This window comes from Pyxidicoccus sp. MSG2, from assembly GCF_026626705.1.
In the GTDB taxonomy this organism is placed as follows: Bacteria; Myxococcota; Myxococcia; order Myxococcales; family Myxococcaceae; genus Myxococcus.
This window is the reverse complement of the sequence record NZ_JAPNKC010000001.1, coordinates 8,633,087-8,648,469: the sequence shown is the minus strand read 5'-3', so window position 1 is coordinate 8,648,469 and position 15,383 is coordinate 8,633,087. Positions and strand designations below refer to the sequence as shown.

Here is a 15,383-nt window from a genome sequence, read left to right as displayed (position 1 = left end):
AGCGCCGCCCGGCTGCCCGGCGCGAGAGCATGAAGCTTGCCCGTCGGAGAGGAGTCGGGGAAAACCCAGGCTCGCGTGTCGACCTCCCTGGCCCCCAGTTTCTTCGATGACGCGCTGACGCGGGCGGTGGACTCCCAGCGGCGCAGCGTGCTCGGCGCGGGCGCGGCGGTGCGCCTGGTGGGCACGGCCGTCTTCCTGGCCCTCAGCACCGGCCTGTGGCTTTCGGGCGGCGAGGACTGGGCGACGTACCCGCCCGTGCTGGCGGCGTACCTGCTCATCGCGGGGGCGCTGTTCGTGATGCGGCGGCGGCCCGTGGCGCGATGGCTGGGCGTGGTGCAGGCGCCGGTGGACGTGGGGCTCGTGTACTGGCTCCAACACATGGCCCTGCCCCGCTCGCCCTTCCCGTCCGGGGTGGCGGGCTTCAGCCTGGGGCTGTTCGCGCTGGTGGTGGCGCTGAGCGGACTGACGCTGCGGCGCAGCGTCGTCTATGGCACGGCGCTGCTGGCCTGGGTGGCCCAGGCCGCGCTGATGCGGCAGGCGGGCGTGGGCTGGGGCGCGGTGGCGATTGCCCTGGTGGCGCTCATCATGGTGGCGGCGGTGAGCCACTACGGCACCGGCCGACTGCGGCAGCTCGCGGTGGCCTTCTCCCGCGTGGAGGTGGAACGAGCGCTGGAGGCCCGGCGCTTCCAGGAGGTGGAGGAGGCGCGGAAGACCATCGAGCGGATGCTGGGTGACGCACAGGCGCGCAACGACCAGCTCCACGCCCTGCAGCGAGACAAGGAGCAGCTCACGCAGTTCCTGGTGCACGACCTGCGCTCGCCCCTGTCCGCGCTGACGATGACGCTGTCGTGGATGGAGCAGGAGGTGCCGGGCGGAAAGGGCGTGCTGATGGAGTCGGTGCGCACGGGCCTGGCCGTCACGGCGCGCCTGGACCGGATGATTTCGGACCTGATGGACGTGCCCCGCCTGGAGCAGGGCCGGCTGGAGCCGCGCAAGGTGCCCTTCACCGCGGCGATTCTGTTGGAGGAGGTACGCCGCTCGCTCGACGGCGTGGCCCGCGCGCGGCGGCTGACGCTGGACGTGGCGGCCCCCCCGGAGCTCGAGATGCTGGGCGACTCGGAGCTGCTCGTGCGCGTGGTGGAGAACCTGGCCAGCAATGCGCTGCGGTACGCGCCCACCGGAGGCCGGGTGCGGCTGGAGGCGGGCACCGCCCCGGACTGCCGCTGGCTGGCCGTGCGCAACGACGGCCCGCCGATTCCGCCGGAGACGCGCGCCCGCATCTTCGACAAGTACATGCAGGGCGAGGCGGAAAAGGACAGCCGCCGGGGCTATGGGCTGGGGCTCTACTTCTCCCGGCTGGCCGCCGAGGCACACGGCGGCCAGCTCGCGGTGGAGGACACGCCCGGCTGGTCCACGTCCTTCGTGGTGCGCCTGCCGGGCTGAAGCGTCAGCCCCGGGCGCGCTTGCGGCGCCGGAGGATGCGCTCCACGTGGGCATTCGCGCTGGAGAGCACCGCCGGTGCGTCCAGCGTGGTGAGCACGCCGTCCTTCAGCACGGGCTTGCCGTCGATGAAGACGTGCACCACGTCGCTGCCGCGCGCGGAGTGGACCAGCGGGGCCAGCACGTCCTCGGCCGTGGGGCCCGCGTGCAGGCCGCTCACGTCCACCACGGTGAGGTCGGCGCGCTTGCCGACCTCGATGGAGCCCACCTCGGACTCCAGCCCGAGCGCCCGAGCGCCGTGCAGCGTGGCCATCTCCAGCACGCGCATGGGCGTCATGGCGCGAGGCCCCACGCGCGGGTTGTGCAGCACGGACGCGAGCCGCATCTCGTGGAAGATGTCGAGCGTGTTGTTGCAGGGCGCGCCGTCCGCGCCGAGCGCCACCGCCACGCCGTCCTCCAGCAGCTCGGGCACCTTGGCGATGCCGGAGGCGAGCTTGAGGTTGGAGCCGGGGCAGTGGCACACCACGGTGCGCGTCTCGCGGAGGATGTCCTGCTCCTCCTGGGACAGCCACACGCAGTGGGCCAGCGTCACGTGCGGTCCGGACAGGCCCACCTTGTGGAAGAAGGCGACGTTGTCCTGGCCGCCGGTGTACTGGCGCACCGCTTCCGTCTCCTTCGCATTCTCGCTGGCATGGGTGTGGATGCGCACGCCGTGTTCGCGGGCGAGCTTCGCCACCTCGCGCAGGAGCTCCGGCGTGCAGGAGAGGACGAAGCGCGGGGCGAAGGCGTAGCGCAGCCGCCCGTCGTGCGTGCCGTGCCAGCGCTCCATCAGCGCGAGGCTGTGGGCGAGCGACTCGGTGGTGCTCTCGCGCAGCCCTTCGGGCACGGCGGCGCCCGCGTCCATCATCGCCTTGCCGCCCACCAGCCGGAAGCCGGAGTCGCGCGCGGACTCGAAGACGGCGTCGTAGTGGTGCACGCTGCCCATGTCGAGCGCCGCCGTGGCGCCCGAGCGGATGAGCTCGGCGAAGGTGAGGTCCGCAGACGCGCGCATGGACGCCGCGTCGTGCGAGGCCTCGAAGGGCCAGATGCGCTCGCGCAGCCAGTCCAGCAGCTCCAGGCCGTCCGCGCGGCCGCGGAAGAGCGTCTGGCAGGCGTGCAGGTGGCCGTGGATGAGGCCGGGCAGCACCACCTTCCCCGCCACGTCCACCACGCGCCGCGTGCTCCGGGACTTGAGGCCCCGGCCCACCTTCGCGATGCGCCCGTCCTGGACGAGCACGTCCGCCGCCACGAGCACCTCTCGCTCGCGGTTCATCGTCACCACGGTGCCGCCAGTCAGGAGCAGGTCCACGGGGGTGCTCGAGTCGCTTTCTAGAAAAAGTCCTTCGTGAAGGCGTGCGGCAGCAGCTCGCCCAGGGTGTAGCGCGCCTCGCCGCCCTTCGGGGTGCGGCTGCGCACGGGCATGTCCGGCGGGCCGAACTCGGCCATCACCTGCCGGCACATTCCACACGGCGGGCACGGCTCGGGGGTGTCCACGACGATGGCGACGGCCACGGGCTTGGAGTGGCCCTGGGCCACGCCAGCGGCGAAGGCGTTGCGCTCGGCGCAGACGGTGAGGCCGTAGGTGGCGTTCTCCACGTTGCAGCCGGCCACCACCGCGCCGTCGGCGTAGAGGACGGCGGCGCCCACGGGGAAGTGCGAGTACGGCACGTGCGCGCGCGAGCGCACCCGCGCGGCCTCCTCGAACAGGCGCTCCCAGGGAATGTCGTCCGCCATGACGCCCTTTCGTGAATCGCCGGTCCGACAGCGGACCTAGCGGGTACCGCCGCCCTTCGCCAACACGTCGTCCAGGTGGCGGGCAATGGCCAGCTCCGCCTCCACCGGCAGGTCCGCGAAGCGCACGTGCGCGGCCGGGCCCTGCGGGCCGTTCGTCACCTGGAGCACCTCGCCCGTCGCCTCGACCTCGTCGGGGAGGATGGGGAGCAGGAAGCGCACCTCCACCTTCGCCCCCGCCTCCAGCCCGGTGCCATGCCAGGCGCAGCCGCCCAGGGACAGGTCGCCGTCCTGCGCTTCGAAGTCACCCGAGCTGCCCGCCCGGCGCACCTTCAAGCGCATGGGCACCCGGGGAGAGTCGCGCCGGTCCTCGGCCTTGTCGCTCATCGAGTCGTTCCTCTCGGCCATCGCCGTTGCCTCCCTGCCGCTCATGCTCGCGCCACCGCCCGAAGAATGTGCCCCGGGGGCTGGCGAAACACAGCCGCCACGCGGCTGGCCGTCCTGGCCACGTCCGCGGGGGACACCGGCTGCTCGCCGACAGGGAGACCGGCCTCGTGCTGGAAGTTGTGTGCGCAGGCCCCTGCCGTGGCCTCCGCCCGTTCGTCACAGTGCATCGTCGGGGCATCATACGCGGACCTTTCCCGACAGGAGGCCCCGAAATGCACGGGGAGCTGGTGGCGAGGGCGTTCCACCGGCGGTGCCACGGGGCCACGCCCCGCGTAATACCCGTCTTCTGAGACGAAGGCACAGTTGGAGCGGTGCAATGCAGCCGGGATGAACCTCGGCCCGAGGGCCCCGCTCAGGTTTCCGGCACGTTCTGGCCCCGGGACTTCCACCACTCCTCGCCGTAGCTGATGCAGATCTGCTCGCCGGGGTGGATGTCGCGCAGCGCGTGGAAGCAGAAGAGGTCGCGGTCCACGAGGCGGTAGTACGCGGCGTTGGGCTCCTGGGAGTGGTTGTAGATCATCCCGTAGCCCATCACGAGGGCGACCCAGTCTCCCTCGCGGCGCTCTTCGTTCTCGCCCCACTTGATTTGAAAGACGTAGTCGTCGAGCGGCGGCATCCGCGCGTGCTTGTGCAGCACCTTAAGGTAGTGACACTCCTCGATGAGCTCTCCGGCGGGGATGGGCTCGTCGGTGAAGACGCCGTAGCCCCACTCGCACGGCCGGACCTTCACGCCCGGATGGATGTACAGCGCTGCGCCCTGGTTCATGGCCCCTGCCTGTTCCTCCGGACTGGGAGGATGGCGCGTTCGGTGCGCGGGGTGAAGCGCTGGATGCGTTGGCAATCCCACGAGGCCGCGCGCCGACTCCTGGTCCGCGTGCAGGCAGGCGCCGGGGATGCCGGCCGCAGCCGGGGGACAGGCGGCGGACGACCATGCGATGGCCGACTATGCCGTGTGGCACACCGCCTCGATGTTGTGCCCATCGGGGTCGATGACGAAGGCCCCGTAGTAGTTCGGGTGGTAGTGCGGACGCAGGCCCGGCGCGCCGTCGCTCTTCGCACCCAGCTCCAGCGCCTTCGCGTGGAACGCATCCACTGCCGCGCGGTCCTTCGCCATGAAGGCGAGATGCGTGCGCGGGTGCGGCTCCTGCGACGTGCCAATCCAGAAGTAGGGCTTTCGGTCGCCGTAGCCACCACGGTCACCGAAGTCCATCAACATCCGGTAGCCCAGCGTCTCCAGCACCGCGTCGTAGAAACGCTTGGACGCGGCGAAGTCCCTCACTCGGAGCATGACGTGGTCGATCATGCCCCGCGCATCTACCATGAGGCGGACTGGCGGAAACTACTCCACCCGCTCCCGCACCAGCGGCCGGGCCACGGGCGCCGCGTCGCCAAACCTGTACGCCGCCAGCAGGCGCGCCTTCACGTCCGCCACCGGGCCCGCGTCGTTGTAGTGCACGCGCACCACCGACTCGCCCTTCGTCACGGACTCACCCGTCTTCTTCAGCAGCGTGAAGCCCACGGCAGGGTCGATCTTGCTGTCCACCCGCTGCCGCCCCGCTCCCAGCGCCACGCCCGCCAGGCCCACGCCCTCCGTATCAATCGCCGTCACCCACCCGTCGCGCGGCGCCACCACGTCCACCGTGGACTTCGCCTGCGGCAGCAGCGAGTAGTCGTCAATCGCGCGCGGGTCCCCACCCTGCACCTGGACGATTTCCTTCAGCTTGCGCACCGCGCTGCCGTCCTCCACCACCTTGCGCAGCTTCTCGCGCGCCTCGTCCACCGTCGCCGCCGCCTTGCCCAGCACCAGCATCTCCGCCGTCAGCGCGTAGGTAATCTCCGTGTAGTCGTCCGGAGCCTCGCCGCGGAGCATGTCCACCGCTTCCATCACCTCCAGCGCGTTGCCCACCTTGCGGCCCAGCGGCTGGTCCATGTCCGTGAGGAGCGCCACCACCTTCTTCCCCATCTCCGCGCCCAGCCCGATCATCGTCCGAGCCAGCGTGCGAGCATCCTCGTCGCGCTTCATGAAGGCGCCACTGCCCACCTTCACGTCCAGCACCAGCGCGTCGATGCCCTCCGCCAGCTTCTTGCTCATGATGGACGACGCAATCAGCGGGATGCAGTCCACCGTCGCCGTCACGTCGCGCAGCGCGTAGAGCTTCTTGTCCGCCGGGGCCACCTGCGCCGTCTGGCCAATCAGGCAGCAGCCCACCTCGCGCACCAGCCTCCGGTACTCGGACGTGGGCAGGTTGACGTTGAAGCCGGGGATGGACTCCAGCTTGTCCAGCGTCCCGCCCGTGTGGCCCAGACCCCGGCCCGAAATCATCGGCACCGGAACCCCGCAGGCGGCGGCCAGGGGCGCCAGGCTGAGCGACACCTTGTCCCCCACCCCACCCGTCGAGTGTTTGTCCACCTTCACGGCGGGCGTGTCCGACAAGTCCAGCACCTCGCCGGACTCGAGCATGGCGCGGGCCCAGGCCCCCAGCTCCCGGGAGTCGAGTCCCTTGAAGAAGATGGCCATGCACATGGCCGCCATCTGGTAGTCCGCCACCGTCCCCGCCGTATACGCCTGGATGAACGCGCGGATGTCCGCCGGGTCCAGCCGGCCACCATCCCGCTTTGCCTTGATGAGCTCGTAGGGTTGCACGGGGTGAGCCCATACCAGGAACACGGCCCCCCATGCACTCCGGGAAAGGCCGGGCTTCATCTGGTAGATAAGCGGGCCATGATGCTCCGCCTCCACGTCCTGGCCCTCGCCGCCCTCCTGTGTGCGTGCTCCAAGAAGGAAGAAGCGCCCCCCGCCGGTGCCCAGGGCACCGCCACCGCCCAGCAGCCGGCCAAGGCCCCCATCCCCGTGGGGCTCGTCATCGACGTGGGCGGGCGCGGCGACCACTCCTTCAACGACGCCGCCCTGCGCGGCCTGGAGTTGTACGCCGCCGGCAAGCGCTACGAGGGCGGCAAGTACGTGGACGCCACCCCCGATGAGGTCCGCCAGTCCCTCCCGGCCCACCTGACGGCCATCGCCTCCACGATTCAGCCCCTGCCCGTGAAGCCCATGGTGCTCCAGAGCAAGGCCCAGGAGGACTACGCCCCCAACCTCCAGCTCCTCGTGGACCAGGGCGCCCAGCTCACCATCGGCAATGGCTACATGCTCGCCAACGCCGTGCGCACCGCCGCGCAGGAGAACCCCAAGTCCCAGTTCCTGCTCATCGACAGCCAGGTGCTGGACGCGCAGGGCAAGGTGCTGAAGCTGCCCAACGTGCGCACCGTCCTGTTCAAGGAGCAGGAGGGCAGCTTCCTCGTGGGCGCGCTGGCGGGCCTGGTGACGAAGACGAACAAGGTGGGCTTCGTGGGCGGCATCGAGGTGCCCCTCATCCAGCGCTTCGAGGTGGGCTACCGCGCGGGCGTGAAGACGACCAACCCCCAGGCCGCCCAGGCGCTGATGGCCGTCTACACGGGCAGCTTCAACAACATGGCCGCGGGCAAGCAGGTGGCGCAGGACCTCATCGCCAAGGGCGCGGACATCCTCTTCCACGCCGCGGGCGCGGACGGCATCGGCGTCATCCAGGCGGTGAAGGAGGCGCGCGCCGCGGGCAAGAGCGTGTATGCGATTGGCGTGGACTCGGACCAGTCGCACGTGGCGCCGGACGCCATCCTCACGTCGATGATGAAGTACACCGACCTGGCCATCTACCAGGCGACGAAGGACCTGGTGGACGGGAAGTTCTCCGCGGGCGAGCAGGTGCTCGGCCTCAAGGAGAACGGCGTGGGCATGGCCGAGGTGCGGGTGGACTTCCCCAACAAGGCGGAGGCGCTGCAGAAGGTGGACGGCCTGCGCCAGCGCATCGTCTCCGGGCAGCTCCAGGTGCCGGCCGTGCCGGGTGACCTCGCCACCTTCCAGGCTGCCGCGCCCTGATTTCCCTCCGGCACATCCGCAAGGCCTTCGGCAACTGCGTGTCGCTGGAGGACGCGTCGCTCGACGTGCGCGAGGGCGAACTGCTCGCCGTGGTGGGAGAGAACGGCGCGGGCAAGACGAGCCTGATGAACGTCCTCTACGGCCTCTACCAGCCGGACGGGGGCGAGCTGTCCGTGGGCGGGCGGCCCGTGCGCTTCAAGAGCCCCCGTGACGCGATTGCCCGGGGCATCGGCATGGTGCACCAGCACTTCATGCTCGTGCCCACGCTGACGGTGGCGGAGAACGTGGTGCTCGGCCGCGAGCCCACGCGCCGTGGCCTCTTCGATTTGGAGCGCGCCGTCAGCGAGGTGGCCGCCACCTGCGCCCGCTTCGGCTTCCAGTTGGAGCCGCGCGCACGCGTGGACACCCTCACCGTGGGCTCGCAGCAGAAGGTGGAAATCGTCAAGGCGCTGCACCGGGGGGCCCAGGTGCTGGTGCTCGACGAGCCCACCGCCGTGCTCACGCCGCAGGAGTCGGACGAGCTGGCCCAGGTGATGCGCGGCCTCGTCGCGCAGGGGCGCACCGTGGTGCTCATCAGCCACAAGCTGAAGGAGGTGCTGGGCGTGGCGGACCGCGTCGCCGTGATGCGCCGGGGACGCGTCGTGGCCGAGGTGCGCGCGGCGGAGACCACCGTCGGGCAGCTGGCCAACCTCATGGTGGGTGAAGGCCCACGGCCCGGAGCGGATGCCCGGGCGCAGGCTCCGGCGTCCCAGGCCGGGGTGTCGCCGGCACGGGTCCCCCCACGAGGCCAGGTCGAATCCCTGGGCGCCGTGTTGCCGGAGGCAGCCGTCGCCCCACCCGGGGACCCGGTCACGCCCGCCATGTCGGCGCTCGCGCTCATGGGAGGAGTCCCGCCGGGACTCGCCGCCGAGCGGCACGTCCCTTCCCGGGAGGGCCAGGGAACGGTGGCGCTCGCGCTCACGAGCACGGCCCCCGAGGAAGCAGCCCACGAGCAGGCTCCGGCGACGTCCGTGGGCGAGGTGCTGCTGGAAGCGAGCGGGCTCCAGGCCGTGGGAGACAACGGCCGCCCGGCGCTGCGCGGCGTGGACCTCACCGTGCGCGCGGGCGAAATCGTCGGCATCGCGGGCGTGGACGGCAACGGGCAGCGCGAACTGGCCGAGGTCCTCACCGGCCTGCGCCCGCTCACGTCGGGAAGCGGCACGCTGCTCGGAGGGCCGCTGGCGGGCCTCACCCCTGCCCGGGCGCGCGAGCGCGGCGTGGGCCACGTGCCCGAGGACCGGCTGCGCCGCGCCGTGGTGAAGGCCCTCAGCGTGGAGGAGAACGTGGCCCTCGGCCGGCACACGCGGCCGCCCTTCGCCAGGGGCCCATGGCTCGACTTCGCCGGGCGCCGCGAGCGCACACTCGCCCTGCTCGAGGCGTACGACGTGCGCCCTCCGGACCCGACGCTGACCCTGGCGAGGCTGTCCGGCGGCAACCAGCAGAAGGTGGTGGTGGCGCGAGAGCTGGACGCGAAGCCCCGCCTGCTCGTCGTGGTGCAGCCCACGCGCGGCCTGGACATCGGCGCGGTGGCCCACGTGCAGGCGAAGCTGCGCGAGGCGCGCGCCCATGGGGCTGGAGTGCTGCTGGTCTCCCTGGACCTGGAGGAGGTGCTCGCGCTCTCCGACCGCGTCTACGTCCTCTTCGAGGGGCGCGTGACGGGCCACTTCACCCGGCCCGACTACGACGAGCGCGAATTGGGACGGCGCATGCTGGGAGCGGGGGTGGGCCATGCCTGAGCGCCTGAGACAAGCCCTGCCGTCGGTGCTCTCCGTGCTGCTGGCGCTCGCGGTGTGCTGGGGGCTCATCGCCCTGACGATGACGCCCGGCACCGCCACGGCCGCCTATGTGGAGATGTTGTGGGGAGGCATCGGCAACTGGCCGGCCTGGCTGGACGGGGCCGCCACCACCGTCCTCACCCGGCCCCTGGGCGAGGCCGCGATGAAGGCCGCGCTGCTCACCCTCACCGGCCTGTCCGTGGCCGTGGCCTTCAAGGTGGGCCTCTTCAACATCGGCGCGCAGGGTCAGATGATTCTGGGCGCGCTGGCCGCCGCGGTGGTGGGCGCCCACGTGTCCCTGCCCGCGGTGCTGCACATCCCCGCGGCGCTCGTGGCCGCGGCGCTCGCGGGGGCCGTGTGGGCGGGCCTCGCCGCGCTCCTCAAGCTCTACCGGGGCGTGCACGAGGTCATCTCCACCATCATGCTCAACTGGGTGGCGCTGCGCCTCGTGGACAACTGGCTCGTCATCGGCCCGCTGCGGGGCGTGGCCGAGGGCGGCCAGTCCATCACCGGCACCGCCGAAATCCAGGCCACCGCGACGCTGCCCCGGCTCCTGGGGGAGCTCTCCCGCCTCAACCTGGGCTTCCCGCTGGCGCTGCTGCTGGCGGTGGGCGTGTGGGTCTGGCTTGCGCGCACCCGCTCCGGCTTCGAAACGCGCGCGGTGGGCCTGGGCGCCGAGGCCGCGCGCGCCGCCGGAGTCCCGGTGGCGCGGCGCACCGGCCTGGCCATGGCGCTGGCCGGGGCCATGGCGGGGCTGGCGGGCGCGGTGCTGGTGCTGGGCACCGAGGGGCGCTACCCCGGCTCGCTGGGCGCGCCCTACGGCTTCGACGGCATCGCCATCGCCCTCATCGGCAACAACCACCCGCTGGGCGCCATGGTGGCCGCGCTCTTCTTCGGCGTGCTGCGCGCGGGCGGCACCCGCATGCAGTTGCTGGACGTGCACAAGAGCTTCCCCGAGCTCATCCAGGGCCTCGCGCTGCTCTTCGTCGCCGGCCGCATGGTGTGGCTCGCCATGCTGCGCCGCCGCGAGGCCGCTGCTCCGGCCGCCGCCTCCACCACCGCGGAGGTGCCCCGTGCTTGACGTCATCCGCGAAGTGCTCTTCTCCACGCTGGACGCGATGCCTCCGCTCGTCTTCGCGGCACTGGGCGCGGTGCTCTCCGAGCGCGCCGGCGTGGTGTCCGTGGGCGTGGAGGGGATGATGCGCGTGGGCGCCTTCTGCGCGGCGGTGGCGGCGCTGAAGATGCCCGTGCCCCTGGCCGTCGGCGTGGGCATGCTGGCGGGCGCGGCGTTCGCCGCGGTGCACGGCTTCCTCAGCATCCGCTGGCGCTCGGACCAGGTGGTGTCCGGCATCGCCCTCAACCTGGTGGCCCTGGCCGGCGGCACCTTCCTGGTGGAGTCCCAGTACGGAGCCAACGGCACGCCGGACCTGGGAATCGCCACGCGCTGGTCCATCCCCGGCCTCGAGTCCGTGCCGGTGCTGAGCGCGCTGTCCGGCCACTTCGCCCCCACCTACCTCGCGCTGGTGCTGCCCTTCGCCCTCCACTTCCTGCTGGCGCGCACGCCGCTGGGCCTGCGCCTGCGCGCGGTGGGCGACAAGCCCCACGCCGTGGCCACGCTGGGCCTGAGCGTCGCCGGGCTGCGCTGGGGCGCGGTGCTGGGCGGCGGCCTGCTGGCGGGCCTGGGCGGCGCCGTGCTGTCCACGTACGTGCTGCGCCGCTTCGAGCAGCACACCCCCGCGGGCCTGGGCTTCATCGCCCTGGCCGCCATGGTGTTCGGCCGCTGGACGCCCGTGGGCGCCTTCCTCGCCGCCCTCTTCTTCGCCTTCGGCGACGCACTGAGAATCGGCCTCGCCTCCAGCGCTCCCGGCTTGCTGGAGGTCGTACCCCAGGGCATGTTGCAGGCCCTCCCCTACGTGCTCACCTTGGCCCTCCTCACACTCCAGGGGCAGCGCAGCAGCGCCCCCGCCGCACTCGGCGTGCCCTATGAGCAGGAGTCGCGCTGAGGCCCTCCCCAGGCACCGGGTACTAAAACACCCGGGTCAATATTGATTCCTGGTCAGGAGTGACCCCCACCCGTCACTTGATCAACACCCCCGGTGCGGGTTCAGCCCGGGAGCAGACAGTCCAACCCCCCGCCGTTACTGGGATGATCCACCTTTTGTTTCGTCAGAGTCCGACGAAACTCCCGCCACCCATCCGGCACGCGCCTCGCATGGTGTTCGGTCAGGTTTCGGACCGCGTACCGGACTGGTTGCAGGCTCCGGGGGGGAAGTCGCATCCAGTCCGGTATGCGGTCCGTAGGGTCTACTTGGGAACTTCCGGGTGTCGCTGCCCGGTCACCTGGTGGGGGTGGCGTGATGCTGGAGACGACGGGAATGACCGCAACGTACCGGCCTCGGGTGCTGGCTGTGGATGTGCAGTCGGGTGGCCTGGAGCGGCTGTACTCCATCCTCGCCCCTGCTGGTTATGACGTACTGCCCGCCAGCGGCAAGGCGGCGGCTTCGGCGGCGTCCCGGCAGGCGGCGGACCTGGTGCTGCTGGACGTGCAGCGGCCCGGCACGGACGGCCTGGCGGCCTACCGGCGTCTGGTGGCGGAGCTGGGCGGCCCTTCGTCTCCGCCGGTGCTCATGCTGACCCCCCGCGCGGACCGGCAGACGCGCCGCGAGGTGCTCGAGGCGGGCGTGGACGACCTGCTCATCACCGAGCCGCTGGATCCGCTGGAGCTGAAGGTCCGCGTCCACACCCTGTTGGAGCTGAAGGCCCACCGCGAGGCGGGTGGCCAGCGCGCCGAGGCGCTGCTGGACCCGCGCATGCGCTGGGTGGAGATGGAGCGGCTGGCGCGCCTGGGCACGCTGGCGGCGGACGTGGCGCAGAACCTGGGCCGCGTGGGCGAGGGCCTGCAGCGCGCCCTGGCGCACGTGCAGAGCCGGGCCCAGCAGGGCCTGCCGCCGGACCCCGCGGAGCTCAAGAAGCTGGGCGTGGCGGGCGAGCAGATGCGGCTGCACGGCCAACATCTCCTATCGCTCGGCCCCACCAGCCCCAAGGACATCCAGCGCTTCGACCTGCGCGACCTGGTGCCCGGCGTGGTGGAGCGGATGCGCGCCGCCGGCCGCCTGGGCTCCGCCGAGGTGACGGTGCTGCTGCCGGAGGACCCGATTGCCGTGGTCTTCAACCGGCGCCAGCTGGAGCAGGTGCTGGTGGAGTTGCTGGCCAACGCGGCGGACGCGGTGGAGGACGTGAACGACCGCCCGCGCCGCATCCACGTGGGCGTGGAGCTGCCGGACATGTTCGGCGACTTCGGCCCCCGCCTGTTCGTCAAGGACACCGGCATCGGCATCTTCGAGGACGAGGTGGGGGCCGTGTTCGAGCCCTACTACACGACGAAGGCGCCGGAGAAGGGCGCCGGCCTGGGCCTCACCGTGGCGCGCGCCCTGGTGGAGGCCATGGGCGGCAAGCTCACGGTGCAGAGCCGCGTCAACCTGGGCAGCACCTTCACGGCGGAGCTGCCCGAGCAGACGTCGTCCTGGTAGCCCGCGCACTTGCCGGCGCGCCTGCCGCTAGAAGCGGTAGGCGACGCCCATGAGCGCCTCCAGGGTGAACTCCGTGGCGTCGAAGTCCGGAATCAGCGAGGGCCCCATCCGGACGTTGAAGTTGATGTCGAGGCTGCGGTCGATGAAGTACTCCAGCCCGCCGCCCACGAGGATGGGGAACACCGGGCCGATGCCCTCCCCGAAGTAGACGTGGAAGGGGATGTCCAGCCCCAGGTTCACCATGACGGCGCTGCCGGCGGGGATGCCCACCACGAAGCCCACGGGCAGCGACAGGCCCACGTCGGTGTCGCCGTTGTCGAAGTAGAACAGCGGCCCCGGCTGGAAGGTGAGCGCCAGCGAGACGTTGTTCGTCTGCGCCAGCATCAGCCGCATCCACGCCTGGAACTTGATGCCGGGGTCCGTGAAGCGGACCCAGCCCTCGCGGCCCCAGTTGAAGGTGAACTTGCCGCCGATGTCGAAGCGCTCCGAGCCGCCGTGGAGCAGGCCGAGCGTGAGCCCGGGCCAGCCAATCTGACCGGAGAAGGCGGTGTTGCCCCGCCCCAGCGTGTCGGCGGCGAGGATGGACCAGCCCTGCCCGCGCTGCGCCAGCGCGGTGCCGGGAAGGGCCAGGAAGCAGGCGAGGAGGAATCCGGGAACGAGACGCTTCACACGGTACCTTTCTGCGGAGGCCGCACGGGGGCGCGACCTGTGGAGTGAATCAGGACTCAGGTGGGCTGGCCGCGATCACGCGCGAGCGCGAGGAAGTCGTCGATGAAGCGGGCCAGCCGCGCTTCCGCGCGCTCGCGGGCGCGGGGCATGGGCTCTCCGGGGGCGAGCGACTCCTTGTGCTCGAAGTAGTACTTGATCTTGGGCTCGGTGCCGGACGGCCGCAGGGTGACGCGGCCACCGCCCTCCATCTCGAAGGCGAGCACGTTGGACGGGGGCAGCCCGGCCCCGCCCTGCTTGTAGTCGCGCACGGCGCGCACCGGGTCTGCGCCGATGCGCGCGGGCGGCGAGGCGCGGAACGCGTCCATGATGGCGCGGATGGCCTGGGCCCCCGCGGCGCCGGGCAGCGTGACGTTGCGCTGGGCGCCCACGTACAGGCCGTGGCGGCGCTGGATTTCCTCCAGGTAGCCGAGCACCGTCGTGCCGCGCGACTCGCACCACGCGGCCAGGTCCGCCATGACGAGCGCCGCGCCGACGCCGTCCTTGTCACGCGTCACGGTGCCCACGGTGTAGCCGAGCGCCTCCTCGTAGCCGAAGACGAACTGCGTGCCCTCGGAGCGCTCGCGCTCCAGCGCGCGGTTGGCAATCCACTTGAAGCCGGTGAGCACCTCGTCATAGACGGCGCCCAGCGCGCGGGCGATGTCGCCCAGTTGCGTGGACGAGACGATGGTGGTGACGACGTGCGGCCGCGCGCGCTTCGTGCCCTGGGTGAGCACGTAGTGGCCCAGCAGCACGCCCACCTCGTTGCCGGTGAGCATGCGCATGCGGCCGTCCGCGTCGCGCGCCATGGCGGCGAGCCGGTCCGCGTCCGGGTCATTGGCCAGCACCAGGTCCGCCTTCACGCGCTCGGCGGTGGCGAGCGACAAATCCATGGCGCCGGGCTCCTCCGGGTTGGGGAAGCGCACGGTGGGAAAGCGCCCGTCGGGCATCTGCTGCTCGGACACGGCGGTGAAGCGCGGGAAGCCCGCCTCGCGCAGGGCGCGCTCCGCCCACACGCCGCCCACGCCGTGCATGGCGGTGTAGACGATGGACAGCGTGTCCGAGCCGCGCTTGTGCACGCGCAGCCCGGAGATGGCGCGCAGGTACGCCTCCCCCACCCCGTCCTCCAGGTCCTTCCAGAGCCCCTTCGCGCGCGCGTCCGCCGGAGTCAGCAGCGGCACGCGGTTGGCGGGCTCCACCCGGGCGATGGAGGCGGCGATGCCGGTGTCGTGGGGCGGGATGATTTGAGCGCCGTTGCCCCAGTAGACCTTGTAGCCGTTGTACTCGGGCGGGTTGTGGCTGGCCGTCACCATGATGGCCGCGGCGGCGTTGAGGTGCAGGGCGGCGAAGGCGGCCACCGGAGTGGGCACCGGGTGCGGGAAGACGTGGGCGGGGATGCCCTCCGCGGCGAGCACGGCGGCGGTGTCCTCGGCCAGCTCCGCGCTCAGGCGGCGCGCGTCGCGGCCCACGACGACTCCGCGCGTGGCGGCGTCCGGCACCTGCTCCTTGAGGTAGCGCGCCAGGCCCGCGGTGGTGCGGCGCACCACGGCGCGGTTCATCCGGTTGGGGCCGGCGCCCAGCACGCCGCGCAGGCCCGCGGTGCCGAACTCCAGATCCCCGGCGAAGCGGTCGGCCAGCTCCGTCCAATCGCCCCGGGCCAGCAACTGCGCCAGCTCCGCGGCAGTGGCCGCGTCCGGGTCCGCCTGACGCCATGCCTCCGCCCGCTCTCTCAGTCCGGTGGTGTCCATGCGCGTAGAGACCTCG

14 protein-coding genes are annotated in these 15,383 nt (G+C 71.8%); 6 read left to right on the top strand and 8 right to left on the bottom strand.

Features of this window, described 5'->3' with window-relative positions; translation table 11 throughout:
• Positions 1–75: 75 nt before the first annotated feature.
• Positions 76–1,443, top strand: coding sequence for an ATP-binding protein (locus tag OV427_RS33810; protein WP_267860336.1), 1,368 nt, complete (start codon positions 76–78; stop codon positions 1,441–1,443).
• Between the two features lie 4 nt (positions 1,444–1,447).
• Here OV427_RS33810 and OV427_RS33805 read toward each other — a convergent pair whose 3' ends face one another.
• The 6 genes from OV427_RS33805 to OV427_RS33780 all read right to left on the bottom strand — a co-directional run bounded on the left by OV427_RS33805 (position 1,448) and on the right by OV427_RS33780 (position 6,301).
• The gene (locus tag OV427_RS33805; protein WP_267860335.1) at positions 1,448–2,788 is read right to left on the bottom strand and encodes a 5'-deoxyadenosine deaminase; all 1,341 of its coding nucleotides are present in this window, start codon (positions 2,786–2,788) and stop codon (positions 1,448–1,450) included.
• Between the two features lie 20 nt (positions 2,789–2,808).
• Positions 2,809–3,213 (bottom strand): cytidine deaminase, encoded by a 405-nt coding sequence (locus tag OV427_RS33800; RefSeq protein ID WP_267860334.1) that lies wholly within the window; start codon positions 3,211–3,213, stop codon positions 2,809–2,811.
• Between the two features lie 36 nt (positions 3,214–3,249).
• The gene (locus tag OV427_RS33795; RefSeq protein ID WP_267860333.1) at positions 3,250–3,618 is read right to left on the bottom strand and encodes a PilZ domain-containing protein; all 369 of its coding nucleotides are present in this window, start codon (positions 3,616–3,618) and stop codon (positions 3,250–3,252) included.
• A gap of 391 nt (positions 3,619–4,009) precedes the next feature.
• Entirely contained in the window at positions 4,010–4,423 is a 414-nt protein-coding gene (locus tag OV427_RS33790) for an SET domain-containing protein-lysine N-methyltransferase (RefSeq protein ID WP_267860332.1), read from the bottom strand.
• A gap of 177 nt (positions 4,424–4,600) precedes the next feature.
• Positions 4,601–4,960, bottom strand: a complete 360-nt coding sequence (locus OV427_RS33785; protein ID WP_267860331.1) for a VOC family protein — start codon at positions 4,958–4,960, stop codon at positions 4,601–4,603.
• 36 nt (positions 4,961–4,996) lie between these two features.
• Positions 4,997–6,301, bottom strand: coding sequence for a thymidine phosphorylase (locus OV427_RS33780; protein WP_267860330.1), 1,305 nt, complete (start codon positions 6,299–6,301; stop codon positions 4,997–4,999).
• 78 nt (positions 6,302–6,379) lie between these two features.
• Here OV427_RS33780 and OV427_RS33775 point away from each other — a divergent pair, with 78 nt between their 5' ends.
• The 5 genes from OV427_RS33775 to OV427_RS33755 all read left to right on the top strand — a co-directional run bounded on the left by OV427_RS33775 (position 6,380) and on the right by OV427_RS33755 (position 12,914).
• Positions 6,380–7,570 (top strand): BMP family lipoprotein, encoded by a 1,191-nt coding sequence (locus OV427_RS33775; RefSeq protein WP_267860329.1) that lies wholly within the window; start codon positions 6,380–6,382, stop codon positions 7,568–7,570.
• A 65-nt stretch (positions 7,571–7,635) separates the two neighbouring features.
• Positions 7,636–9,345 (top strand): ATP-binding cassette domain-containing protein, encoded by a 1,710-nt coding sequence (locus OV427_RS33770; RefSeq protein WP_420718376.1) that lies wholly within the window; start codon positions 7,636–7,638, stop codon positions 9,343–9,345.
• Entirely contained in the window at positions 9,338–10,465 is a 1,128-nt protein-coding gene (locus OV427_RS33765) for an ABC transporter permease (protein WP_267860327.1), read from the top strand. The genes OV427_RS33770 and OV427_RS33765 overlap by 8 nt, the downstream gene beginning before the upstream one ends.
• Positions 10,458–11,387: an ABC transporter permease gene (locus tag OV427_RS33760; protein ID WP_267860326.1), complete on the top strand. Its 930-nt coding sequence runs from the start codon at positions 10,458–10,460 to the stop codon at positions 11,385–11,387. Before OV427_RS33765 ends, OV427_RS33760 begins: the two co-directional genes overlap by 8 nt.
• 372 nt (positions 11,388–11,759) lie before the next feature.
• Positions 11,760–12,914, top strand: coding sequence for a sensor histidine kinase (locus OV427_RS33755; RefSeq protein ID WP_267860325.1), 1,155 nt, complete (start codon positions 11,760–11,762; stop codon positions 12,912–12,914).
• A 27-nt stretch (positions 12,915–12,941) separates the two neighbouring features.
• Here the strand turns inward: OV427_RS33755 and OV427_RS33750 are convergent, their stop codons facing one another.
• A complete protein-coding gene (locus OV427_RS33750) occupies positions 12,942–13,583 on the bottom strand; it encodes a hypothetical protein (RefSeq protein ID WP_267860324.1) in 642 nt (213 codons plus the stop codon).
• A 56-nt stretch (positions 13,584–13,639) separates the two neighbouring features.
• The gene (locus OV427_RS33745) at positions 13,640–15,367 is read right to left on the bottom strand and encodes a phospho-sugar mutase (protein WP_267860323.1); all 1,728 of its coding nucleotides are present in this window, start codon (positions 15,365–15,367) and stop codon (positions 13,640–13,642) included.
• Positions 15,368–15,383: the final 16 nt, after the last annotated feature.

Coding starts and splice junctions, on each gene's coding strand:
- OV427_RS33800 (WP_267860334.1), bottom strand. CDS start 3,213: ATGGCGGACGACATTCCCTGGGAGCGCCTGTTCGAGGAGGCCGCGCGG.
- OV427_RS33795 (WP_267860333.1), bottom strand. CDS start 3,618: ATGGCCGAGAGGAACGACTCGATGAGCGACAAGGCCGAGGACCGGCGC.
- OV427_RS33790 (WP_267860332.1), bottom strand. CDS start 4,423: ATGAACCAGGGCGCAGCGCTGTACATCCATCCGGGCGTGAAGGTCCGG.
- OV427_RS33785 (WP_267860331.1), bottom strand. CDS start 4,960: ATGATCGACCACGTCATGCTCCGAGTGAGGGACTTCGCCGCGTCCAAG.
- OV427_RS33775 (WP_267860329.1), top strand. CDS start 6,380: ATGATGCTCCGCCTCCACGTCCTGGCCCTCGCCGCCCTCCTGTGTGCG.
- OV427_RS33765 (WP_267860327.1), top strand. CDS start 9,338: ATGCCTGAGCGCCTGAGACAAGCCCTGCCGTCGGTGCTCTCCGTGCTG.
- OV427_RS33755 (WP_267860325.1), top strand. CDS start 11,760: ATGACCGCAACGTACCGGCCTCGGGTGCTGGCTGTGGATGTGCAGTCG.
- OV427_RS33745 (WP_267860323.1), bottom strand. CDS start 15,367: ATGGACACCACCGGACTGAGAGAGCGGGCGGAGGCATGGCGTCAGGCG.